23 protein-coding genes are annotated in these 22,075 nt (G+C 48.9%); 16 read left to right on the forward strand and 7 right to left on the reverse strand.

What is annotated here, in order from left to right:
• The first annotated feature begins 9 nt into the window (after window positions 1-9).
• Together KOI40_RS15700 and KOI40_RS15705 are read left to right on the forward strand one after the other, a co-directional pair.
• A complete protein-coding gene (locus KOI40_RS15700) occupies window positions 10-1,392 on the forward strand; it encodes an aromatic ring-hydroxylating oxygenase subunit alpha (protein WP_216098493.1) in 1,383 nt (460 codons plus the stop codon).
• A 38-nt stretch (window positions 1,393-1,430) separates the two neighbouring features.
• Complete coding sequence (locus KOI40_RS15705) at window positions 1,431-1,748, forward strand: Rieske (2Fe-2S) protein (RefSeq protein ID WP_216098494.1); 318 nt, start codon at window positions 1,431-1,433, stop codon at window positions 1,746-1,748.
• A 64-nt stretch (window positions 1,749-1,812) separates the two neighbouring features.
• Here the strand turns inward: KOI40_RS15705 and KOI40_RS15710 are convergent, their stop codons facing one another.
• The gene (locus KOI40_RS15710) at window positions 1,813-2,820 is read right to left on the reverse strand and encodes an NADP-dependent oxidoreductase (protein WP_216098495.1); all 1,008 of its coding nucleotides are present in this window, start codon (window positions 2,818-2,820) and stop codon (window positions 1,813-1,815) included.
• Window positions 2,821-2,939: 119 nt separating this feature from the next.
• On the opposite strand from KOI40_RS15710, the gene KOI40_RS15715 reads away from it, so the two are divergent.
• A complete protein-coding gene (locus KOI40_RS15715) occupies window positions 2,940-3,353 on the forward strand; it encodes a nuclear transport factor 2 family protein (RefSeq protein ID WP_216098496.1) in 414 nt (137 codons plus the stop codon).
• A gap of 162 nt (window positions 3,354-3,515) precedes the next feature.
• A complete protein-coding gene (locus tag KOI40_RS15720) occupies window positions 3,516-4,862 on the forward strand; it encodes an aromatic ring-hydroxylating oxygenase subunit alpha (RefSeq protein WP_216098497.1) in 1,347 nt (448 codons plus the stop codon).
• A 40-nt stretch (window positions 4,863-4,902) separates the two neighbouring features.
• Here KOI40_RS15720 and KOI40_RS15725 read toward each other — a convergent pair whose 3' ends face one another.
• Window positions 4,903-5,847 (reverse strand): LysR family transcriptional regulator, encoded by a 945-nt coding sequence (locus tag KOI40_RS15725; RefSeq protein ID WP_216098498.1) that lies wholly within the window; start codon window positions 5,845-5,847, stop codon window positions 4,903-4,905.
• A gap of 378 nt (window positions 5,848-6,225) precedes the next feature.
• On the opposite strand from KOI40_RS15725, the gene KOI40_RS15730 reads away from it, so the two are divergent.
• The 6 genes from KOI40_RS15730 (at window position 6,226) to KOI40_RS15755 (ending at window position 10,678) form a co-directional block, all read left to right on the forward strand.
• Window positions 6,226-7,428 (forward strand): lytic murein transglycosylase, encoded by a 1,203-nt coding sequence (locus KOI40_RS15730; RefSeq protein WP_216098499.1) that lies wholly within the window; start codon window positions 6,226-6,228, stop codon window positions 7,426-7,428.
• A 145-nt stretch (window positions 7,429-7,573) separates the two neighbouring features.
• Complete coding sequence (locus KOI40_RS15735; protein ID WP_233710329.1) at window positions 7,574-8,377, forward strand: ABC transporter ATP-binding protein; 804 nt, start codon at window positions 7,574-7,576, stop codon at window positions 8,375-8,377.
• Entirely contained in the window at window positions 8,378-9,160 is a 783-nt protein-coding gene (gene mlaE, locus KOI40_RS15740) for a lipid asymmetry maintenance ABC transporter permease subunit MlaE (protein WP_216098500.1), read from the forward strand.
• 51 nt (window positions 9,161-9,211) lie between these two features.
• Window positions 9,212-9,676, forward strand: a complete 465-nt coding sequence (gene mlaD, locus KOI40_RS15745; RefSeq protein ID WP_216098501.1) for an outer membrane lipid asymmetry maintenance protein MlaD — start codon at window positions 9,212-9,214, stop codon at window positions 9,674-9,676.
• Window positions 9,676-10,383, forward strand: a complete 708-nt coding sequence (locus KOI40_RS15750; protein WP_216098502.1) for an MlaC/ttg2D family ABC transporter substrate-binding protein — start codon at window positions 9,676-9,678, stop codon at window positions 10,381-10,383. The genes mlaD and KOI40_RS15750 overlap by 1 nt, the downstream gene beginning before the upstream one ends.
• A complete protein-coding gene (locus KOI40_RS15755; RefSeq protein ID WP_216098503.1) occupies window positions 10,373-10,678 on the forward strand; it encodes an STAS domain-containing protein in 306 nt (101 codons plus the stop codon). The genes KOI40_RS15750 and KOI40_RS15755 overlap by 11 nt, the downstream gene beginning before the upstream one ends.
• 43 nt (window positions 10,679-10,721) lie before the next feature.
• Here KOI40_RS15755 and KOI40_RS15760 read toward each other — a convergent pair whose 3' ends face one another.
• Window positions 10,722-10,826 carry a helix-turn-helix domain-containing protein gene (locus KOI40_RS15760; RefSeq protein ID WP_216098610.1) on the reverse strand — a complete coding sequence of 35 codons (105 nt, stop codon included), beginning with the start codon at window positions 10,824-10,826 and terminating at the stop codon, window positions 10,722-10,724.
• 233 nt (window positions 10,827-11,059) lie between these two features.
• On the opposite strand from KOI40_RS15760, the gene KOI40_RS15765 reads away from it, so the two are divergent.
• The 5 genes from KOI40_RS15765 (at window position 11,060) to KOI40_RS15785 (ending at window position 15,618) form a co-directional block, all read left to right on the forward strand.
• Complete coding sequence (locus KOI40_RS15765; RefSeq protein ID WP_216098504.1) at window positions 11,060-11,731, forward strand: histidine phosphatase family protein; 672 nt, start codon at window positions 11,060-11,062, stop codon at window positions 11,729-11,731.
• 13 nt (window positions 11,732-11,744) lie between these two features.
• The gene (locus KOI40_RS15770; protein ID WP_216098505.1) at window positions 11,745-12,968 is read left to right on the forward strand and encodes an acyl-CoA dehydrogenase family protein; all 1,224 of its coding nucleotides are present in this window, start codon (window positions 11,745-11,747) and stop codon (window positions 12,966-12,968) included.
• 10 nt (window positions 12,969-12,978) lie between these two features.
• Complete coding sequence (locus tag KOI40_RS15775; protein ID WP_216098506.1) at window positions 12,979-14,013, forward strand: phosphotransferase family protein; 1,035 nt, start codon at window positions 12,979-12,981, stop codon at window positions 14,011-14,013.
• A gap of 431 nt (window positions 14,014-14,444) precedes the next feature.
• A complete protein-coding gene (locus KOI40_RS15780; protein WP_216098507.1) occupies window positions 14,445-15,056 on the forward strand; it encodes a L,D-transpeptidase family protein in 612 nt (203 codons plus the stop codon).
• 310 nt (window positions 15,057-15,366) lie between these two features.
• Window positions 15,367-15,618, forward strand: a complete 252-nt coding sequence (locus tag KOI40_RS15785) for an alanine-zipper protein (protein ID WP_216098508.1) — start codon at window positions 15,367-15,369, stop codon at window positions 15,616-15,618.
• 171 nt (window positions 15,619-15,789) lie between these two features.
• Here KOI40_RS15785 and KOI40_RS15790 read toward each other — a convergent pair whose 3' ends face one another.
• Window positions 15,790-16,827 carry a L,D-transpeptidase family protein gene (locus KOI40_RS15790; protein WP_216098509.1) on the reverse strand — a complete coding sequence of 346 codons (1,038 nt, stop codon included), beginning with the start codon at window positions 16,825-16,827 and terminating at the stop codon, window positions 15,790-15,792.
• A gap of 290 nt (window positions 16,828-17,117) precedes the next feature.
• Here KOI40_RS15790 and KOI40_RS15795 point away from each other — a divergent pair, with 290 nt between their 5' ends.
• Window positions 17,118-18,086 carry a DHH family phosphoesterase gene (locus KOI40_RS15795; RefSeq protein WP_216098510.1) on the forward strand — a complete coding sequence of 323 codons (969 nt, stop codon included), beginning with the start codon at window positions 17,118-17,120 and terminating at the stop codon, window positions 18,084-18,086.
• Window positions 18,087-18,157: 71 nt separating this feature from the next.
• Here the strand turns inward: KOI40_RS15795 and KOI40_RS15800 are convergent, their stop codons facing one another.
• The 3 genes from KOI40_RS15800 to KOI40_RS15810 all read right to left on the reverse strand — a co-directional run bounded on the left by KOI40_RS15800 (window position 18,158) and on the right by KOI40_RS15810 (window position 21,565).
• Window positions 18,158-18,445 (reverse strand): hypothetical protein, encoded by a 288-nt coding sequence (locus KOI40_RS15800; protein ID WP_216098511.1) that lies wholly within the window; start codon window positions 18,443-18,445, stop codon window positions 18,158-18,160.
• Between the two features lie 247 nt (window positions 18,446-18,692).
• Window positions 18,693-21,041 (reverse strand): xanthine dehydrogenase family protein molybdopterin-binding subunit, encoded by a 2,349-nt coding sequence (locus tag KOI40_RS15805; protein WP_216098512.1) that lies wholly within the window; start codon window positions 21,039-21,041, stop codon window positions 18,693-18,695.
• The gene (locus tag KOI40_RS15810) at window positions 21,038-21,565 is read right to left on the reverse strand and encodes a (2Fe-2S)-binding protein (protein ID WP_216098513.1); all 528 of its coding nucleotides are present in this window, start codon (window positions 21,563-21,565) and stop codon (window positions 21,038-21,040) included. Before KOI40_RS15810 ends, KOI40_RS15805 begins: the two co-directional genes overlap by 4 nt.
• Window positions 21,566-22,075 lie beyond the last annotated feature (510 nt).

A 22,075-nucleotide genomic window follows, 5' to 3' on the forward strand; every position in this document is an offset into this window, starting at 1 on the left:
GTCAGAACAATGGCCAAGACAAACAATCCTCAACAAGGTGGTAACGCTCGTTGCCCAGGCACTTCGTTCCAGGATCTGCTCGATCTTGAAGAAGTAGAAGTCCCTCTTTATCTGCGTGAAAATTCTTGCGATGACATGGGAGATGATGACCTCGACGTGGCTCGCTGGGTATCCCGTGAATACCATGATCTGGAAGCCAAAAAATTATGGCCAAAAGTTTGGCAAATGGCTTGCCGCGAAGAAGATATTCCAGAAGTGGGTGACAATCATGTGTACGAGGTCGTCAATGAATCTGTGATAATTACTCGTTCAAGCGAGAATGAAATCAAGGGTTTCATCAATTCCTGTCTTCATCGGGGCAGATTGCTGCGTGATGAGGATGGTCACGTGAAAGAATTCAAATGCCCTTTCCATGGTGCTACCTGGGATTTGGATGGTGAATTTAAAGGCATTCCCTGCAAGTGGGACTTTAAACATCTTGATGACAAGGATATGCGTTTACCACAAGTAAAAGTGGGCACCTGGGGCGGTTTTGTCTTCATCAATTTTGATCTGGATGCTGAGCCATTGGAAGAGTATCTGGCTCCCATGCCTGATCACTTCAGTCGTTTCCCCCTGCATGAGTACTATAAAGGTATTCATGTGCAAAGAGTGGTTCAGTGTAATTGGAAAGTGGGGGCTGAAGCCTTTATGGAATCTTTCCACACGGTGGAAACTCATCGCCAGATTATGACCTTTACCGGGGATGCGAATTCACAGTACGACACGTTTGGCGATAACGTCAGTCGTTCGGTTACCCCTATGGGAACGCCAAGTCCCCATTTATCTGGCATCTCTGAAGAAGATGTCATGAAAGATATTCTCGAATTATCCGGTCGAATGGCTCTTTCAACAGCGGATGGACAGTTGTTGCCGGAGGGCGTCACGGCACGAAAATATGTGGCTGATACAAATCGGGAAATATTTGAAGAGGCCAGCGGTGAAGATCTGTCCCATGCGACGATGGCTGAACTTGAAGATGCCATATTGTACAGCGCATTTCCAAATTTTCAGATTTGGGTTGGTTTTCACGGCAATATTGTTTACCGCTTTCTGCCCAATGGTGATGATCCCAACAGTTGTATTTTTGATATTATGTTGCTGTTTCGTCATCCCAAAGGCACCAAGCGCCCAGCAGCGGTACCTGTGCATAAGCTGAATCCGGATCAGTCATTCAGTGAAGCTGAAGAACTGGGTGCTTTGGGGCCGGTATTTGATCAGGATGACAGTAACATGCCCGCAGTTCAGCGAGGTATGCTGGCCTCCAAGAAGGGGGCTGTTAGCCTGGCATCTTATCAGGAGAGCCGTATCCGTCATTTGCACAAGACGATTGATAAGTACCTGAAAGCCTGATTGGGCCAAGTAATAATAAGTATCATAAAGTGAGTGACATGACTATTTTTCACGATGCATTTCCCTCCAGTGAACTGGAGGACAACACCAGTAAATCGATCATCCTGGCAGGAAAGAACATTTTGATCTGTAACGCCGGTGGTGAGTTTTATGCTGTCAATAACATCTGCACCCACCAGCACGCAGAACTGGAAGGTGGTCGTATACGTAATTGTTTCATTTCCTGCCCGTTGCATGGTGTACGGTTTAACCTTGAAACCGGTAAGCCAATGGGACAATTGACCAATATTCCGTTACCAACCTACCCTCTCGAAATAACTGAGGAAGGTATGATCCGAGTTGGATTGTCAGTTTGAATAACTAACACGGATAAATAAAAAAGGGGCTTTAAAAGCCCCTTTTTTATACGGCACAGAAAACTTACCGGATTTTAATCAGCGTCTTTCCCTGATTGCTGCCATCGAACAATTTGTTGAAGGTGTTCAGGCATTGATCAAAGCCCTCTACAATTTCATCCTTGAATTCGATTTTACCCTCATCGATCCACCCTCCGAGAGTTTGTGCAGCGCTGGAAAATTGATCAAAATAGTCACTGACCAGAAAACCACGGACTTCCGCACTGCGTGCGAGTATCTGCCACCAGTTATAAGGACCAGGGACCGGATCCACGGCGTTGTACGTGGATATGGAACCACAAAACAGTACACGCCCGAACTGGTTAAGATTCATCAAAGCCGCGTCCAGGATTTCACCACCGACATTATCGAAGAAAACATCAACCCCCTCCGGACAAGCCTCTTTAATGGCGGATGTCATATCTTTTGTGGTTTTATAATTAATTGCATCATCAAATCCAAGTGACTTTATACGCTCGCATTTATCATCGCTGCCAGCGATTCCCACGACTCGACAACCCATTAGCTTGGCAATCTGGCCACCCAATGAGCCGACGGCTCCGGCAGCTGCACTCATTAGCAGTGTTTCACCTTTTTTCAGTCCAGAACGATCCGTCACTCCAAAATAGGCCGTCAGTCCGACGGCACCCAGTACACCGATATAGTAATGAAGCGGATGATGATTGTTCTCGGGAACCTTTGTTAGAAAATAGCCATTGGAAACACTGTAAGTTTCCCAGCCATTTACGCCGTAAACCACGTCACCAATGGCGTAGTCCGGGTGCCTACTTTCTACAACTGTGCCAACTGTGGTGCTGCGAATGACTTCATTTAACTCGATAGGTGGCATATAGCTCGGTTCATCCCGCATCCAGCCCCGAATAGCCGGATCTATCGATATATAGTGATTTTCTATAACCAGTTGCCCTTCATTAATTTCACTGATAACCCGTTCGCGAACAGGAACTGCCTCACTGGTTACCACACCTTGTGGACGGGTCTTTAAATAAAACTGTTTGTTTTTATAGTTCATAGTGGCCACTTGATCTCTGAGTCTGTTAATTAGCAGGAAATCATTGTAGATTTAGTCAATTAAAAATACAATCGTGATTGTTTTATAAGAGTGCGTAATCATAACATAAGGAGAGAACTATGCCTTTCACAGGCTCAGTTGAAGATCGTCTAATTATCCGTGAGCTAATGGATATCTACGCCGATGGAGTTAACCAGCGCAGTGCTGAAATTTGGGCCAGTACCTGGGCCGAAGACTCTGAATGGTGTCTCCCGGTGGTTCCGGGAATGGAATCCGTCGTAGGAAAAGACAATATTGTCTCTGCCTGGCTACAGGGCATGGAGTTGTTTCCCTTTGTGTTTATGTCAATTTCTGTTGGAGATATTCAAATTTCAGGTAATACCGCTACCGCACGTAGCTATACCTCTGAGGTGGCTGTTACTCAGGATGGCACTGAGATAAGACCCCGTGGTCAGTACGATGATGAACTGGTCAAAGTTGACGGCCAGTGGTTGTTCAAGCGCCGCTCTTTCCGATCAATCCATGGTGAATAATGACAAAGTGTCTGAGTTGTCAGGTTTTTAGCCCTGTATGATTGAATATTGATTTTGTTTTTTATTGGATAAAACAATCGTATATGTTTATATTTATACAAGTGACTAAACTTTAGGTTTTAGGTACACGATAATAACAAACATCTGTGAGAGGTTCTGATCATGAGCAACACCCCCTACTCGTTAACACCTGAGCTGGATCGTCCCATCAAACTGCCTGAAGCGCCTTTGCGAGGCGATGAGGTCTGTGCCGAGCGTTATATTGACGATGACTACGCGAAGCAGGAATGGCGCAACATGTGGATGAAGACGTGGAATGTTGCAGGCCTCTCTTATCATGCTGAAGAGCCCGGTGATTACGTCACCACCAATCTTGGCGCGGAATCAATCATCTGTGTGCGCGGTGACGATAACGTGATTCGTGCGTTTTATAATACCTGCCCACACCGTGGTACCCGGATTACCGACGAAGGTGAATCCTTTGCTAACCAGTTCACCTGCCCTTACCACGGTTGGCAGTTTGATCGTCAGGGGAATACCATTCACGCTCCCAATGACAACGATTTCAAACAGGGAAGCCCCTGTGGTAAGGCACGCTTGAAAGAAATCCAGTGCCGGGATCTGTTTGGTTTTATCTGGATCAATATGGACCCGGATGCTTCTTCTCTGGAAGAGTTCCTGGGGGAAACTGTCTGCACGGATCTGGCTTCTTATAATATTCAGGACATGGTGCGTGTATTGAATATGACCGCAGACAGTCCCTGTAACTGGAAAATCATTACCGACAATTTTAATGAAGCCTACCATGTGCAGGTTCTGCATCCGGGCCTGATTCCATACATCGAAGCCAATCACGAAGCCTGTCAGTTTGATACGTTACCTGAAGGCCATAACCGAGGCTGGTTTCCATCTCATAACCCGTCCGTCCTGCACGAAGGCGAAGAGGTCGCCGAGCATCTGGCTGTCATTATGCGTCAGTGGAATTTGAATCCTGAGGATTATTACGGCAAGGAAAACCACGGCAAGATTCGCCATGCCTTGCAGGAAGCGAAGCGAGAGCTCGGTGAACTGAAAGGTTATAAGCACTATCAGAATTACGCCAGCTACCAGTTTACGGATTATGTGATCTATAACATTTTTCCCAATACGGTACTCTCCGCCGGCCCAGATGGTGTGCAGCTGTTAAGACCACGCCCTCACCCATCGGGTGATCCACAACGCTGTCTTTTTGATCATTGGTGGATGGTGCAACCTGTGAAGGGTATGAAGACTACTCCATCACCGGCAGGCGGTCCTGATCTACCCGTACGCGATTGTGAGCACGATCAATTCATGTACGGAGATAAGTCTTTGGGGCGTACCGCTGATGAGGACTTGAGCATTGCCAAAATGCAGCAGGAGGGTCTGTCTTCAGCGGGTTTTCAGGGATATTATCTGACGCATCAGGAGCGTCGTGTTCAGCGTTTTCATGAAGTGTTGAACGATTATATGAATTCTGAAAAGAAATAAATTCAGACAGTGACAAGCTAACAAATAATCTGAAATTACGTTAGTCAGTTTCACCCTCGGCCGAATCTGGATTTAGTACATCTCTGGTGACCTCTGCCATTATTTGGCGAATCCACTGAGATGCCGGGTCCAGTTCGGCATTTTTATGCCAGTAGAGATTCCAGGACAGTGGCTCCGTTTTAAAAGGGAGCGGCGATAGATATAAATCGGTTTTGTTCGCTAAAACTTTGGGCGCGGTCCACAATAGATCGGTCTCTTTTGTTATTTGACTGGCAACCAAATAGCTTTGCACCCTCATTTTAATACGCCGCCGTTTCCCCAACCCGTGGAGTGCAATATCCATCTGCCCTCTTCCTTTTCGGCGGCTGGAAACGTGCAAGTGGTCGTTGTCCAGATAGGCCGACAAACTCAGTGATTGCTGAGCCAGGGGATGTTCCTGACGCATGGCCACTACATACGGCAGCTCTCCCAGTGCCTGATGGCCAAATTCTTTGGCATTAACCGCGGGTGTGTCCAGTAATAAATCGAGACTGCCGGCTTTCAAGTCTTCAGTCGCAGTGGCACGATCTACGTAGTAACTCTGAATGGTAATGTTGGGCGCTGCTTTTTGTACGGTCAAGCGTAAATGAGGCAACAGCAAAGATTCTGCCAGGTCATTCATGCCCAGGCGAAAGACCTTCTCCGAGTGTATCGGCTCGAACCGGGCATTCACCGTCACGCTGCGTCCTAGAAGAGACAGCGCTTTGCGTATATCGCTGACTACATTATCCGCAACCGGTGTAGGTAACATCCCTTCGGGTGAACGTACAAATAATGGATCATCAAACAGCTTGCGCAAGCGGCTGAGTGCATTACTGACTGCGGGTTGTGTCAGATTCAAATTGGCAGCGACACGCGTGACGCTCTGTTCCTGATATAAAGCATCGAATACCACAAACAGATTTAAATCCACTTTTTCCATGCGCATGGGGGTTACCTCAATCATTATTCAAATCAATTCTAACATGCAAATAAAATAACTGAGGGTGATTCTTTATGATTATCTTGCTCCTCTATAAAACCGTGGTTGGTTGAACAGTTTATAGTCAGGTGAGCTTGTGTCGGAACCAAACACAAGTTCTGTAATCCTATGCTGGGTGAAGTGTATTCTGCCGGTGTTGTGAAGGAATTTTTTCAGGTTTGTCGTCTGAATACTTTTTGGGGTGTGATTTTTGAGAAGAGCCGTATTGACTTATGAATGCTATATTTACTTTGGGTCTTTCTGTGAGGACACCATCATAAATTTTCATCTCTCATTAGGTGATGTCACTTGCCTTAGGTAGAATCATAGAAAGATGCAACCGACTTGGAGTTCCTGCTGGTAATGAGAAATACGCTGTTTGTTCGTGCGCTGCTGGCTTTATCTGTGACCCTGTTCGCAAGCAGTCAAACGTTTGCGGAAGAAGAAACATTCTCACAATGTATTCTGCGCTTGCAGGGAGAAGCCAGAGAGCAAGGGTTACCAGACAATCTGGTCGCTGTGCTGGGCGACGTCAAACCGCTGGAACGCACCATCACCTACGATCGCAACCAGCCAGAGTTTGTACAGACATTCGCCGGGTATTATCAGAATCGGGTTAACAGCTACCGCATTAACACCGGACGCAAACTGCTGGCCAAACATCGTGAGTTCCTCGATGAGCTAAGTCGTGAGTATGGGATTCCGGGGCAATACCTGGTGTCCTTCTGGGGAATGGAAAGTAACTTTGGGCGTCATGTTGGCAAAATGTCGATTCTGGACACCTTGGCGACCCTGTCATGTGACACCCGTCGCAGCACTTTTTTTACCGGTGAATTGTTCTCGGCCCTCCAGCTGATGGACCGCTACCAGTTTTCCGTATCGGACATGGAGGGATCCTGGGCTGGCGCAATAGGTCAAACTCAGTTTCTGCCTTCGGTATACCTTAAATACGGCGTCGATGGTGACAATGATCAGCGCGTGGATTTGTGGAACAGCGAAAAAGACGCGCTGAAGTCAGCCGCGTACTTTCTGCAACAGTTGGGCTGGAAGCCGGGACTGCGCTGGGGGCGAGAAGTTCAACTGCCTGAAGCATTTCCCTATGAGCTGGCCGGCAGTCAAACTCCCCGTCCATTGCAGGAGTGGAAGAAGCTGGGGGTGAGTCAGGCTAATGGCAGCCCGTTACCCAGCGCAGATATCGAGGCTGCGTTGTTGGTTCCGGTGGGTGCCGACGGTCCGAAGTTTTTGGTGTATGACAACTTCGATGTCATCATGAAATGGAATCGTTCCCAATTTTATGCCTTGTCCGTCGGAGTCCTGGCTGACCGGATCAATGGTGCGGGTCGATTGCAGCATCCCTTTCCTGATGTTTCTGCGTTAACACGCGATCAAATTATGCAAATACAAACCGCTCTTGAAGCCAGCGGGTTTGATCCTGGAAAAATTGATGGTCAGCCCGGCCCTCAAACTACCCGTGCGATACGCGATTATCAAAAAAACCAGGGAATCTTGGCCGACGGGTTTGCGGATCAGGGTGTATTGAAGAGTCTGATGCCTGACTCTGAGTAAACGTCTCGTCTTCAATTGTTTAAATGATCGTTTCTATCTCTTTTTGGCTTTGCTGAAAGTTTGGGGAATGGGCGGGCGTAATTCGATTTAGCGATTACACTTATAGAGTTTCGACACTCTATTTTACAGTCGCTGGTTGAATATTATGACATCAAGCTGGATCGACATTAAGGATCTGAATTTCAGCCATGGGCCGCGGGTAATCCTTAATGGCATTGATGTCTCTATCCCTAAAGGCAAGATTACGGCAATCATGGGGCCCAGTGGTTGCGGTAAAACTACCCTGTTACGACTGATCAGCAGTCAACTCAAACCCAGTCAGGGGACTATCCATGTCGCCGGGGTAGATATTTCTTCCCTGAACCGAGAACAGCTACTCATCCAGCGGCGGCGAATGGGAATGCTGTTTCAGACTGGTGCCCTGTTCACAGACCTCTCTGTGTTCGAAAATGTTGCTTTCCCCCTGCGTGTCCACACAGACCTTCCCGAGCGGATGATTCGGGACCTGGTATTGATGAAGCTCCATGCTGTTGGTCTCCGTGGTGCACGGGATCTTATGCCCGCGGAATTATCCGGAGGGATGACCCGTCGCGCAGCCTTGGCCCGTGCCATCATTCTGGATCCGGATCTGATCATGTATGACGAACCTTTCACCGGTCAGGACCCCATATTTGTCGGATTGTTGCGGCATTTGATTCGGCGTATCAATCAAACTATGGCCTGCACTTGCATTATTGTCTCCCACGACATTAATGAAACCTTGTCGATTTCTGATTATATGGTTGTACTGGCAGACGGTAAGGTGATTGGTCACGGTGAACCGGAAACCGTCATCAACAGCGATAACCCCCATGTACGTCAGTTTTTGCAAGGACTGCCTGATGGTCCCGTGCCTTTTCACTACCCCGCACCGGATTATTTTCAGGATCTTGAGTTAGAGGACGCTTAAATGCTTGATCATGTACAGCGGTTCGGACATCAGGGATTAAGTGTGTTAACCGGCTTCGGGCGAGCTGGCATTGTGTTGTGGCAATCCATGTGGGGCGCTCCGGACTGGCGAGCCGGACCAGGCTTATTGATCCGGCAATTGTATTTTATTGGAGTATATTCTCTGGTCATTATTGTGGTATCCGGAGTCCTGATAGGTATGGTGCTGGCTCTGCAGGGCTACACTGTATTGGTTCGCTTTGGGGCTGAATCGGCTCTGGGCCAGTTTGTTTCCCTGACCCTGTTAAGGGAGCTTGGACCCGTGGTGGCGGCTTTACTGTTTGTCGGTCGCGCAGGCTCGGCAGTCACCGCCGAAATAGGATTGATGAAAGCCACAGACCAGTTGGCCGCGATGGAAATGATTGGAGTCGATCCTTTAAAACGTGTGGTACGACCACGCTTGTGGGCCGGGATTATTTCCATGCCGATCCTTGCTCAGATATTTAATATGGTAGCGATTCTGGGGGCAGTTGTGGTTGGTGTGAATTGGCTCGGTGTGGATGCGGGATCTTTCTGGGCGAACATGCAAAACACGGTAGAATTTCGCGAAGATGTGCTCAATGGCAGCATCAAAGCTTTCAGTTTTGGCGTGGTGGTTACCTGGATCGCAATATTTCAAGGCTATGATGCCATTCCCACATCGGAAGGCATCAGTGCAGCTACAACCCGCACGGTCGTACACTCTTCCCTTGCCGTATTGGCTATGGATTTTTTATTAACGGCCGTGATGTTTGGCGTTGATTAGCGAATTGCAGCACTGATATTGCTGTGTGAAGACATTTGGAGACTTCTGAATATGTATTCACGATCAATGGAAATTTTGGTAGGTGCGTTCATGTTGTTGGGGATTGCCGCGTTGGCATTTCTGGCGATCCAGGTGAGTGGATTAAGTCTGAATCCGAGCAATCGTGACACTTATCAGATCTCAGCAACGTTTACCAATGTCGCGGGGCTGACAACTCGTGCCAAAGTTTCCATCGCGGGGGTCACCGTGGGACAGGTTACAGCCATCCATCTCGACCCTATGAGTGTACGGGCTGTGGTGGATATGTCGATTCAAAAGCAGGTGGATTATCTGACGACTGACAGTATCGCGGCGATTAAAACGGCGGGAGTGTTGGGTGATCAGTATGTAAGCATCTCTGTGGGTGGAGCACCGGAGATGTTGCAGAACGGAGATGTAATTACAGATACTCAGTCTGCGCTTGTCCTGGAAGATCTGGTTGGCAAAATCATCACCACACTGGGGACCAACAACTAATGCCTATAGCAAAGGTTCAAATTTTACGGATCTTTTTTGCATTAGCGTCTTTAATCCTGACTGTTCTGGTACACGCTAATACGATTCCTCGCAATGATCCTGAAAAAATGCTGGTACAGGCGACTAATGAATTGTTGAATCTTTCACGGGAAGCTCGCGACTACGCTAAACAGGATCCACAACGGTATTACGACGAAGTGGCCGGAATTATCGGACAGGTTATTGATAAAAACTATTTTGCGCGCGGAGTTATGGCAACCTACGCCAGCCAACGTCTGTACAGGTCACTGCCAACAGACGCAGAGAAAACCGCTTTTAATGCCCGAATCACACGGTTTGCAGATACACTACAGGCTGTGCTCATAGAAAAGTATGCTGATGCTTTGTTAACCTTTGGAGGTGAGCGTATAGATGTCCAGAACATTACCAGTTCAGGAAGCCCTGATACTAAAGTCAGTCTTTTGCAAACTATCTATGATAAAAACAATAAAACATACAACGTGCAGTACAATCTTCAAAAGAAAAGTGATGGTTTATGGCTCATTAATAACGTGATTGTCGAAGGGATAAATATGGGGGCTACTTACCGCAACCAGTTTTCTGAAGCTGTGGATAAACATCAGGGCGACGTTGATTATGTGGTGGATCACTGGGGCGAGTTAATGAACAATCCGCAAAAAAGCACAGAGAAAAACGATGCCCAGTGAAGTTTCTTTGTCCTTTAAAGGCGATACGTTATTGTTGGAAGGGGTTCTGGATTTTACGAATGTAGTCTCTCTGTACCAAAAAGGAAATCAATGGCTTCAAACTGAGGCACCTGAGCATTGCAAGATTGATTTTGGTGGAATAAACCGTTGTAACAGTGCCGCTACGACTCTATTGTTGAGCTGGCTGCGTACAGCAAAGAAATCAGGGAAACATGTCAGCATTGAAAAAATTCCAACGGAGTTTCGATCGCTGATGACACTGGGTGGATTGGAGAGCCTGCTGCCACAATCATAATTCTGTAAATACAGCATCCTCTGTATTTTCAATTTTGAGTGATTTATTGTTTCGCACTTTTACGATACGTATAAGGCGTCACGCCTGTCCATTTTTTAAAGGCACGGCTGAACGTACAAGCCTCTGAGAAACCCACCAGATAAGCTATTTGCTCAAACTATTCGCTGGTTTTCGCCAGATGTCGAATCGCATATCACGTCGTAATTGACCTTTCAGTTCGGCGTGGCGAATACCGGTGCTCACAGAGTTTTTGGATATGTTGATAGCCTTAGAGCAATCTGGATATTGATTAAATCAATGTGAGTCTATTTATTAGATAAATTAGGGTGATTTAAAGGTTGATCTTATACTGTTTGCAAAGCGCTAATTAGGAATACGCTTATGGCAGAAATTACCCTGATTCGACATGGTCAAGCTTCATTCGGAGCGAAAAACTATGACCAGTTAAGTGAGCTTGGTCATCAGCAGGCTGTCTGGCTGGGCAAGCATTGGCGAAATATAGGTGCGAATGTCGATCGTATTGTCACCGGTACCATGGTACGTCACCGTCAGACTGCAGAAGGTTTGCTGCAGGGGCTGGGCATGGAACTGCCTTTGGAAGGTCACGAAGGGTTAAATGAATATAACTTTCAAGGACTGCTTGACCCACTTCGGGAGCAATACCCTGAAATGTGGCAAGACACCGGACACGCCAAGCGGGATTATTATCACAACATGAAGCAAGCCTTAGCTTTCTGGATGACCGGTGATATTACTGACGATGGGCAATACAGTTGGAAAACATTTTGCCAGCGGATTCAACAAGGTTTTGAGTTTTGTTACCAGTCGGACGCCAAACGTACATTGGTAGTGAGCTCTGGGGGGCCAATTTCGGTCATCCTCGCAGAAATACTGAAGCTGGATCACGCAACCACGCGCAATATCACTTTGCAGATCAAAAACAGCAGTTGCAGCAAACTGTTGTACAACGGACGTGAGTTCAGTCTGGACAGTTTTAATGACGTCAGCCATCTGCTGATACACCAACCCTCTTCAACCGTTACCTTTTCCTGAACGGAGAATACCCATGTTTCAACACAGCGAAAAATCCCAGCAGTTGCTGGCAAAACTCAAAGTCTTCATGGACGAACATATTTATCCAAATGAGACTGCCTACGCAGAACAGTTACACCATGCAGAAAATCGATTTGCACCACTGCCTCTAATGGACGAATTAAAGCAAAAAGCCAAAGCGGCTGGCCTGTGGAATCTGTTTGTGCCTGAAGACCATGCTGAGTACTGTGATCATGGTGGTTTGTCTTTCTTTGACTATGCGCCATTGGCTGAAGAAATGGGCCGTGTAATCTGGTCTCCTGAGGTGTTCAACTGTAATGCACCGGACACAGGCAACATGGAAGTGTTTATGAATTACGCCACTAAAGAGCAGCAGGATCAATGGCTCAAGCCTCTGTTAGCTGGTGAAATTCGCTCTTCCTACGCCATGACTGAGCCTCAGGTTGCATCCAGCGATGCCACCAATATCCAGCTCGAAATCAAAAAAGATGGTAACGAATGGGTTCTTAACGGCCGCAAGTGGTTTATCACAGGCGCCATGTACGAGCGCACTAAAATTTTTATCGTGATGGGAAAATCAGATCCTGAAAATCCCAGTCGCCATCTGCAACAAACACAGGTTCTGGTTCCGAAGGATACTCCTGGTATTACCCTGATTCGTCCTCTGACCACACTGGGTTATGACGATGCACCCATTGGCCATGCAGAGATTGTTTTTGACAATGTGCGTGTTCCTCTGGAGAACGTATTGTTAGGTGAAGGACGTGGCTTTGAAATCGCTCAAGGACGTTTGGGACCGGGTCGTATGCACCACTGTATGCGTTTGATCGGTTCGGCGCAGCGGTCTTTGGAACTGGCCTGCAAACGGGCTGCCAGCCGTACCACTTTTGGACGGACGTTGAGCAAACATCAATCCGTTCGCGAAGAAATTTCCAAAAGCTTTTCTGAAATTGAAATGGCAAGATTACTGGTATTGCACACCAGCAAGAAGATTGACGATGAAGGCGTTCCTGCTTCTGTCGACATGATTGCTGCCACCAAGACTACAGTACCACTGTTGGTTCAAAATGTTATTGATCGCTGTATGCAAATGCACGGCGCCGGCGGGCTGACTGAAGATTACTTTATGGCAGAAGCGTTTAACTATGCACGCTGGTGTCGCCAGGCTGATGGTCCTGATCAGGTACATCAGATGGCTCTGGGTAAAAAGATCATCGACCGCTACGCTGACGCTTAAGGGTGATGAGATGAGTGATTCCAATCAGAATAATTTTTCTTTTGATACCGGTAAATTGGCGGATTATCTGGAACAGAATATCCCTGGCTTTAAAGGCCCTGTGAATGCCGAAAAGTTTGCCGGTGGTCAGTCAAACCCGACTTTTCTGATTCAGGCTGAGAGCGGACAATATGTCCTTCGTCGCAAGCCACCAGGTGAGCTACTGAAGTCGGCGCATGCTGTAGATCGGGAATATCGGGTGATTGCTGCTTTGGCCGGCACTGAAGTCCCTGTAGCCAAAGCTTATCATTTGTGTGAAGACGATAGCATCATTGGCAGTATGTTCTACTTGATGGAATATATCGATGGCCGGGTGATGTGGGACCCTGCGCTCCCCGGAGAGACGCCTGAAAATCGGTCAGCTATATACTCGGAAATGAACCGGGTATTGGCTGCTCTGCACTCAGTGGATGTTGAAGCTGTTGGCTTGAGTGATTACGGTAAGCCGGGAAACTATTTCGAGCGTCAGATTGGCCGCTGGAGCAAGCAATATCGGGCATCAGAAACCGAAAACATTCCTGAAATGGAAGCCTTGATAGGGTGGCTTCCGGCAAACATGCCTGCTGATGATGGCCGTATCGCTCTGGTTCATGGGGATTTTCGGCTCGACAATATGATGTTCCACAAAGAGAAGGCGGAAGTTCTGGCTTTGGTTGACTGGGAGCTGTCAACTCTTGGGCACCCTTTTGCCGATCTGGCTTATCAATGCATGCAATTGCGAATGGAATCTACCGGTGTTATGACAGGTTTGGGAGGTGTAGATCGTGAGGCTTTGGGTATTCCTTCAGAAGAGGCGTATGTAGCGCAATACTGCGAGCGCATGGGGATTGATGGTATTGATGATTGGAATTTCTACATTGTTTTCAGTTTTTTCCGTTTTGCAGCCATTTTGCAAGGGGTGAAAAAGCGTGCACAGGAAGGTAATGCTTCCAGTGAGAAGGCGCTTCAGATGGGCGCCCTAGTGAAACCTCTGGCAACACAGGCGGTAGCTCTTATTCAGTATTGATTTCAAGTCGGTTCAACGGAAGAGGTCTGTAAAGGATGTGTTTCCTGAGCAGACCTTTTTGGATTGGTCCTTCTGACAGGGAAACTAACCATTCTGAGTTTCCTGACTTCCGCAGCACCCATCGTATGAATATCTCTTGATTTCAGTAGGTCCGAACCTCAAAGCTGCCTCAAGAATACCCGCCCCCCCCTTTGTGGCGGGCATATCCGGCCAAAACAGGTCTCCCGAGCTGAACGAAGCTTTTGCTATTTTCAGGCTGTCGCTGTGGGTTAATCCCAACATCTTGCTGTATAAAAAAAAACCATAACGCACGAAAGGCGTAAGGCGGCTGATTCAACTTCCGCCCGTTTTAAGGGAGATGCATAGGCCACGGTTTAATGGCAGGATTATCAGCCAATTAGACCAATAAACCTCAAGTTGTTTGCCAAAGTATGATGCGTTTTGACTCTTTTTCTGGCTTGTTTGCCGTTCGGGCTTTAGCCCTGCTACTGATCTCACCGATTCTTTGGGCTGCACCCTCCTCAGATGAGCCTTCAGGCAGTGAGTCTGTAAAGCTCACCAAGAGACTCCTGGTTGATACCCATGCCCAAACGCTGAAGCTCTTACAGGGCAGTAGAGTGTTGTATGAAGTAAAAAACATTGCCATTGGCAGTAACGGTACCGGGGCCAGTCTGGATAAACGCACATTGGACGCCAAGACCCCGTTGGGTGATTTCACCATTACCGCGATTCGTGGCAGTTCACGCTTCCACCTGTTTATGGGGTTTGACTACCCGACCATGGATTATGCGGAAGCAGCCCTGGCCGATGGACGTATCAACGAGGAAGAGTACGAGGCACTCAACAACGCCTGGCATAAAAAGCTGCCACCCCCACAGACCACCGGACTTGGAGGATATTTTGGCATTCACGGTATTGGCGCCGGCAATCCTCAGATTCATAAGCTATTCAACTGGACAAATGGTTGTATTGCACTCACCAATGAGCAGATTGAATCGTTGGCAGCGATGGTTGAAGTTGGCACGCAAGTCAGTATTCGTTAACGATTTTGGTACGTTTTGGCGCAAAACTCCTTCTAAGGACAAATTTTTTCCTTTCAGCACCTGCGTATCCGGTGTGACCTGCTATCCTCTCAGTAGTCACTAGGAAGTATCGGTCGAACATCGCGTTTCAGCGATTAGATTGTCCCTCTTGATGGCCTTTGAGCGGTAATCGTTCCGGCAGGAGGGGGTTAATTGTGACCTTGACCTAAAAGTACCCTCATTTTGAGGGGCTGGACGGGTCATACTGACGGTGAACAACCCACGTTAGTTCTCTAAATCATTGATGAATTCCGTAGAGGGAGTCACTAGTATGAATACTGTTTTAAAAACGACCACCATTGGCTTGTTTCTGACTGCTATGGCCGGATTGACTGGCTGTGCTGCAACCACGAAAGAAGAGATTGCTGGTATGAAGGCTGACATTCAGGCCGCAACTGACACCGCAAATCGCGCCGCCAGTGAAGCCTCTGCAGCCAGATCTGAAGCGGCAGCTGCCCGAGCTGCAGCTGAAGAAACCAACGAAAAGCTGGATCGTATGTACAAAAAATCCATGTACAAATAAGTACGTCGGATAAATCCGGGGACTCCCCCCAGGGCGGCAGCCGTCACTGACGGTTGCTCGCTGCCTCTCCATTTCACTGTTTGCAGGTCTTTGACAAGGCTTGTGTCTCACTGTGTCTCTCTATGCCTTTGTTTGACTGGGCGCATGTCACTGGAAGAACCCATAACGACTTTATGGAAGCGTTCTCGCATGTATGCCGCCAGCCTCGGCTGGAAGAATTAATTCGGGCGGTTCCGGATAGAGCTCGCCGATGGCTATAGGTAACCCATTGCTGGACCGAATTGCCGCTTCAATAGCGGTTGTATCCAGGTTGATCCGACGTCCGGTTTGAGACTCCTTGGCCTTCTGTGCTTTCGCAATAGCTTCGTTGGCAGTTTGAGAGAGGTTCGCATCTGCAACCTTTTCCTGCATGCTGTCCAGTTGGGGATGAACCTCCATATATAAAGTATCCCCTTTCCAGCCGACTTTTACGGGTTGATTCACCAGCCTCACAACGGTTCCCGCCGCGACTTGAGAAAACAGCAGCTCCACATCTTTTGGCGACATACGAATGCAGCCATGAGACACCTGCAAGCCAATACCGAAAGTTTTATTGGTGCCATGAATCAGATAGCCGGGAATATCCAGTAGCAGGGCATGATCACCCAGCGGGTTGTCAGGGCCGGCAGGCACCACAGCAGGCAGAGGCTCGCCTCTTTCCTCATGTTCCTTGCGGATCGAGTCCGGTGGATACCAGGCGGGATTTTTGACCTTGGTGACCACCTTGGTGATGCCCTCTGGCGTATACCATTCCCTACGGCCGATGCTGACCGGAAATGTCTGAACTTCCTGAGCCTCTCCTTTACGGGCTTTGGGATAATAGTACAGGCGCATTTCTGGCAGGTTCAGAACCAACCCCTCATACGGGGTTTCAGGCAGGACAAAGCTTGAGGGTATGACGACGGGAGTCCCATCCCCCGGCAACCAGCGATCCACATGGGGGTTGGCCAGCACAATTTCGTCCTGTCCGACATCGTATTTCACCGCTATATCAAGCAGTGTATCCTCATATCGGGCAGAGACGCTTTGTATGGCGCCAACCACCGAGTCGTTCTGAGCGGGAAATGGATAAGTCACGGCATGAGTGGCTTCGGATGACAGGAGCAGTGTTATCGCGAGCAACGCAGTGGTACGGATCCAGAGAGCAAGGGATTTTGTTATCAGATTCAAGGCAAATACAGCACACATAAGGGATGATGGTCTCAAGCGACAGGCGCTTTAAAAGACTCTGCAGAGGTTGTGTCTCATTTTAGCACAAGCGCATTTAATCACCGTTTGGTGAAGTGATGACTGCTTCACCTTTTATCGATAAAATCGAAATTTAATTTCGAAACATCCTGATTTTCCGGAAACAGTGTTTGGGGTACTGTGCCTTGATGGCCGTGTTTACCCATAACCGTCCGGGTCTGTTGCAAACCCCGGGATTTGAGTAGTACAAAAAGTGATTAGAAGGTTTATATATGACAACCCATTACGACGTATTTAATGGTGATGCCGATGGCATTTGTGCTCTGTTGCAGTTGAGACACCATGAGCCAAGAGAGGCTGTTCTGGTCACTGGCGTTAAACGGGATATTGATCTGCTGAAACAAGTGGACGCCGAGGCGGGTGATTCGGTCACAACCCTGGACGTTTCTCTCGATAAAAACAGAGAAGACCTTGTGCGACTGCTCGAGGCCGGAGCCGAGGTTCTGTATGTGGACCATCACTTCCCTGGCGAGATTCCCCAGCATGCCAATTTAAAAGCCATCATCAATGAAGCTGCCGATACCTGCACCAGTATTCTGGTCAATACTCAGCTTAAAGGTGCTTACACGCCCTGGGCCGTTGTGGGTGCATTTGGTGATAACCTGAAGAAAAGTGCCCACGCCCTGGCCAAGGGACTCGATCTCTCTGAAGACGATGTTGCACTGCTGGAAAACCTGGGGATCTATATCAATTACAACGGTTATGGGTCTGATCTGAGTGATCTGCACTTCGAGCCTGCTGAACTGTTTAAAACACTGTCAGCTTATAAAAATCCACTGGATTTCATCAAAGACGGTAATGCCGATTTTGAGAAGCTGGAAACCGGTTACAAGACGGATATGGATCTGGCCCAGAACAGTCAGCCTGAGGTGTCTACCGACAATAGCGCAGTGTTTATTCTGCCCAATGAAAAGTGGGCGCGTCGTGTCAGTGGCGTATTTGGCAATGACCTGGCAAACCAGTTCCCGGATCGGGCTCACGCAGTTCTCACCGAGAAAGCCAATGGTAATTATCTGGTCAGTGTGCGGGCTCCGCTCAACAACAAAACCGGAGCGGCAGACCTCTGCCGTCAGTTTGCTACCGGGGGTGGCCGAGCGGCTGCCGCAGGGATCAATGATTTACCGGCGGATGAGTTTCAACTGTTCGTGGACAAGCTAGAACTCGCCTACGCTCAGGCTTAAGCATCAAATAAAGACTCAGGCGTATCGACGCCTGAGCTGATCCTGTCACAGACAACTTTGACTGGCCGCAATCAGATGGCCAGTTCTACCCATTCCTGAATGGGCTTAACGTAAACAAACTCGGCATCCAGAGACTCGACCCTGCGCAAGTCACCGTGACTGGGAGGATCGTAAGATTCCAAACCTTCCAGTGCCAGATTGGTGGCCATGGACGGTTTTCGGTTGAGTGACTCGGGGATGGTGTTTAGTTGTAGCTCTTGATCGTTCCAAATCAGCCCCTGCCGCTCAACCGGGGTGTTTGCATGTTGATCGGCGTAGACAAAGACTGCCGCCGTACCTGCCATCTTTTTGTACTGCATATGGGCTGCTCTCCAGGACACAGTGAGTTCGGGAAGGCGCATACTAAAAGATGGGAGAAAGTGTTTTCTGATGTACATCAATCAAAGGTCAAATTGTGCAGTCACAATGTGTACGGCAGGTTGTGGCCGGTATACTGGGTCAGGTTAGAATGGCGACTTGAGGCAATCTGCCCAAATGAAAAAGCGCTGTCGTGATACACGACAGCGCTTTATTAAGGCATCGACAAAAGGCAGTCGCCAGTACTGATTACGACGCCAGCTGGTTGCCGATCGGCAGTGTGCGAATGCGCTTGCCGGTAGCCGCAAAGATGGCATTACAAATAGCGGGGGCGACCGGGGGAATACCGGGCTCCCCGACGCCTCCGGGAGGTAAATCCAGTCGATTGTTGACCTGATGCACATGGATCGTCTTCGGTGACTCGTTGATGCGGGGCACCAGATAGCGGTGGAAGTTATCCTGTTCGATCTTTCCTTCGCTGGCGGTAATTTCTGTCATCAGAGCGATGCCGGTGCCCATAACGCCGGCACCTTCAATTTGTGCCTGCACGCGATCCGGATTGATTTGCGGGCCGCAATCGAAGGCCATATCCAGCCGATGGATGATGACACTACCGGATGGCGTGACTTCCACATCGGCAACTACGGCACAATAGGACACAAAACTGTTATGGAATGCCAGCCCTAACCCGCGGTTGGCTGGCATATCTTTGCCCCAGCCGGCCTCTTCCGTCGCCTTCTCGATGACATCCCGACAGCGTTCAATATCAATGGGGTAGCGTTTGAGATCTTCACCGTAGTTCCATACAGGGTTCTTGGGATCCGGGTTGAGCTGGCGGGCAGCACCCAGCTGTTCCAGCAGAAACTGCTTATGATCTTTTCCGGCTTTGTCCGCCAGTTCGGCCATAAAGCTCTGGATCGCAAAAGCGTGGGGAATGTTATACACCGATCGAAACCAGCCGATGCGTACATGGGCTTCTGCTTCACCGGTTTCAAGTTGGATACTTGGGAACTGGAAAGGCATGTTACGGATTCCTTGAGCCATTTCCGGAGCAGACTGATGCTCCGGATCTGGTGCAAAGGTCGCGGTTATGGTCGGTGCCAGCGAACGATGCAGCCAGCCGCTGACATCGCCTTGCTTGTCCAGCGTAGCTTCCATATGTTCCAGTGCGACAGCGTGAAAATAGCTGTGCTGTAAATCATCTTCCCGTGTCCATTGCACGCGCACGGGGCGTCCATTCATGGCTTTGGACAAATCGGCAGCTTCATAGACATAATCCGGTTTAGCCTTGCGTCCAAAGCCCCCGCCCATAAGACCACACCGAACCGTCACATTGAGAGGCTTTAACCCCAGACGTTTGGCAACCCCGTCTCGGGCTGCCTGCGGATTTTGAATCGAGGTCCAGACTTCTGCCCGATCACCGTCGATCTTGACTACGGCAGCCATGGGTTCCATCGGTGCTTGTGCCATGTGAGCAGCGTAGTAGTTGGCTTTATGTTCTTGCGCAGCGTTTTTCTGCGCTTCCGCAAAGTCTCCGACTTTATGTACTACCTTACCCCTTGTATCCGCTCGCTGTTCCAGCGTGGTGCGATAAGCCTTGGAATCATAGCTCGCATTATCGCCGGCACTGCTGTTGTCCCATTCGATCTTCAGGGCCTTGCGTCCCTTGATGGCTGCCCAGGTATTTTCAGCCAGCACGGCCACGCCTCCAAGGGGTTCAAAACCCGAAGGTTGCCTGGGCGTCGGCATGGCTATCACTTTAACCACACCGGGAATCTGTAGCGCGGCCTTATCGTCGATTGAGCCAACAGAGCTACCGTAACTGGGTGGCCGGGCAATCACTGCGTAAAGCATGTCATCATAAAATACATCGGCCGCAAACAGGGCTTTACCCTGAACAATATCCCAGCCATCAACGGCGAGTGGTTGTTCCTTCTGAGTACTTTTGAATTCTTTTGGCTGACGCATCATGTAGCGCCACTGCTCAGGCTTTTTGGTGGTCAGAGTTTGACGATCAGGCACTGGCAGCTGGGTAGCCGTGGACGCCAGTTCGCCAAACGACAGGCTACGTTGAGTCGGTTGATGAACAACCCGATGCACGTCGGTCTGACATTCTGCAACCGGAACCTGCCATTGCTGTGCGGCAGCCTGTTCCAGCATCATGCGCATGGCAGCTCCTGCCCGGCGCAGCGGATCAAACCAGTGGCGCATGGAGCGGGAACCATCGGTATTCTGGTTGCCGTATTTCTCTTCGTGCCCAATGGCTTGTTCAACACGGACCTTTTTCCAATCGGCCCCCATTTCATCGGCGATGACCATCACCAGACTGGTGCGTATCCCCTGCCCCATTTCGCCGCGATGATGGGTGATAGTGACTTCGCCGGTGTCACTAAGGGCAATAAACACGTTGGGGTTATCAACCCAGCCGTGGGGCATGGCGTCGGCACCGTAGGCCTTGTTTTTATCACTCTCTGCCTGGACGAGATCCCAACGTGCGGCCAAAACCACAGCGCTGGAGGCGGCCAGCCCCTTCAGGAAATGACGGCGACTGACGTTCGCGAGCAACAAAGTATCAGGTGCTTGAGTATCGTCTTTCATGCGGTCACCTCGTAAAAAAGAGCTTGAAGGTCAGATGTCGTCTGGTTCGCTGTAGATTTCGGTGCGTTTGCAGCCTGTTTGGCCGCACGATGAATGGCTTTGCGGATTCTTGGGTAGGTACCACAGCGGCAAATATTGCCACTCATAAACCCATCGATGTCATCATCACTGGGTTGTTGATTGTTTTTTAACAGAGCCACCGTGCTCATGATTTGACCACTTTGACAATATCCGCACTGGGCTACCGCCTCGTCCATCCAGGCCTGCTGTACGACCTGGCCAACAGGATCATTTTCCATGGACTCGATGGTGTTGATGCTTTTTCCAACAGCCTGAGAAATAGGCGTCATGCAGGATCGGATCGGTTGACCGTCCAGGTGAACCGTACAGGCTCCGCAGAGAGCCATACCGCAACCAAAGCGGGTTCCGGTTAATCTGAGAGTGTCCCTCAACACCCAAAGTATGGGGGTGTCTGAAGGCACATCCAGTGACTGCGTTTGTCCATTTACCGTGACGGTCAGCATGTTGGGCTCCTGTAGGTAAAACCTGAATTAAACGAAAATGTTAAGGTAAAACGAATGCATAAAAGAAGAGTCAGTACTTGAGGCTTCAACACCAGAACACTCAATTTACCGAGTAAGCGTTTGATAAACATATCATATAGAATCTGTGACCTCCCCGGATGCTGCACAATGGACTCACGCAGGATAATCTGCGTCTGAGTCGAGTCATACAGATGCATAAGTCTTAGTGCTATCTAGGCATATTCTCTCGTATAACAGGAGCTACAACAATCACTCACTGCTCATTGTTATCATGACCTCTTTACGACATGGGTGTACAAAGTCCTGCCGCAGGTATCAACCTATTGGCCAGACCGGTAAATTCACACCTGTCAAAGACGCTATCGGCGAAACAGCCTGAGCAAAAACTTGTGGAATATGGGGGACCACTCACTGACGGATGCTTGCCTTCAAAAAGCCGAACGACTGGCAGGCTTTATCGAGGAACGTGACACGCCCTGTTAGAATCTT

The sequence above is a fragment of the Pseudomaricurvus albidus genome, assembly GCF_018863235.1.
In the GTDB taxonomy this organism is placed as follows: Bacteria; Pseudomonadota; Gammaproteobacteria; order Pseudomonadales; family Cellvibrionaceae; genus Pseudomaricurvus; species Pseudomaricurvus albidus.

Bases quoted from the DNA above. Each gene is read 5' to 3' on its own strand.
- KOI40_RS15700 (WP_216098493.1), top strand. From the start codon at position 10: ATGGCCAAGACAAACAATCCTCAACAAGGTGGTAACGCTCGTTGCCCA.
- KOI40_RS15705 (WP_216098494.1), top strand. From the start codon at position 1,431: ATGACTATTTTTCACGATGCATTTCCCTCCAGTGAACTGGAGGACAAC.
- KOI40_RS15710 (WP_216098495.1), bottom strand. From the start codon at position 2,820: ATGAACTATAAAAACAAACAGTTTTATTTAAAGACCCGTCCACAAGGT.
- KOI40_RS15715 (WP_216098496.1), top strand. From the start codon at position 2,940: ATGCCTTTCACAGGCTCAGTTGAAGATCGTCTAATTATCCGTGAGCTA.
- KOI40_RS15720 (WP_216098497.1), top strand. From the start codon at position 3,516: ATGAGCAACACCCCCTACTCGTTAACACCTGAGCTGGATCGTCCCATC.
- KOI40_RS15725 (WP_216098498.1), bottom strand. From the start codon at position 5,847: ATGATTGAGGTAACCCCCATGCGCATGGAAAAAGTGGATTTAAATCTG.
- KOI40_RS15730 (WP_216098499.1), top strand. From the start codon at position 6,226: ATGAGAAATACGCTGTTTGTTCGTGCGCTGCTGGCTTTATCTGTGACC.
- KOI40_RS15735 (WP_233710329.1), top strand. From the start codon at position 7,574: ATGACATCAAGCTGGATCGACATTAAGGATCTGAATTTCAGCCATGGG.
- mlaE (WP_216098500.1), top strand. From the start codon at position 8,378: ATGCTTGATCATGTACAGCGGTTCGGACATCAGGGATTAAGTGTGTTA.
- mlaD (WP_216098501.1), top strand. From the start codon at position 9,212: ATGTATTCACGATCAATGGAAATTTTGGTAGGTGCGTTCATGTTGTTG.
- KOI40_RS15750 (WP_216098502.1), top strand. From the start codon at position 9,676: ATGCCTATAGCAAAGGTTCAAATTTTACGGATCTTTTTTGCATTAGCG.
- KOI40_RS15755 (WP_216098503.1), top strand. From the start codon at position 10,373: ATGCCCAGTGAAGTTTCTTTGTCCTTTAAAGGCGATACGTTATTGTTG.
- KOI40_RS15765 (WP_216098504.1), top strand. From the start codon at position 11,060: ATGGCAGAAATTACCCTGATTCGACATGGTCAAGCTTCATTCGGAGCG.
- KOI40_RS15770 (WP_216098505.1), top strand. From the start codon at position 11,745: ATGTTTCAACACAGCGAAAAATCCCAGCAGTTGCTGGCAAAACTCAAA.
- KOI40_RS15775 (WP_216098506.1), top strand. From the start codon at position 12,979: ATGAGTGATTCCAATCAGAATAATTTTTCTTTTGATACCGGTAAATTG.
- KOI40_RS15780 (WP_216098507.1), top strand. From the start codon at position 14,445: ATGATGCGTTTTGACTCTTTTTCTGGCTTGTTTGCCGTTCGGGCTTTA.
- KOI40_RS15785 (WP_216098508.1), top strand. From the start codon at position 15,367: ATGAATACTGTTTTAAAAACGACCACCATTGGCTTGTTTCTGACTGCT.
- KOI40_RS15795 (WP_216098510.1), top strand. From the start codon at position 17,118: ATGACAACCCATTACGACGTATTTAATGGTGATGCCGATGGCATTTGT.
- KOI40_RS15800 (WP_216098511.1), bottom strand. From the start codon at position 18,445: ATGCAGTACAAAAAGATGGCAGGTACGGCGGCAGTCTTTGTCTACGCC.
- KOI40_RS15805 (WP_216098512.1), bottom strand. From the start codon at position 21,041: ATGAAAGACGATACTCAAGCACCTGATACTTTGTTGCTCGCGAACGTC.
- KOI40_RS15810 (WP_216098513.1), bottom strand. From the start codon at position 21,565: ATGCTGACCGTCACGGTAAATGGACAAACGCAGTCACTGGATGTGCCT.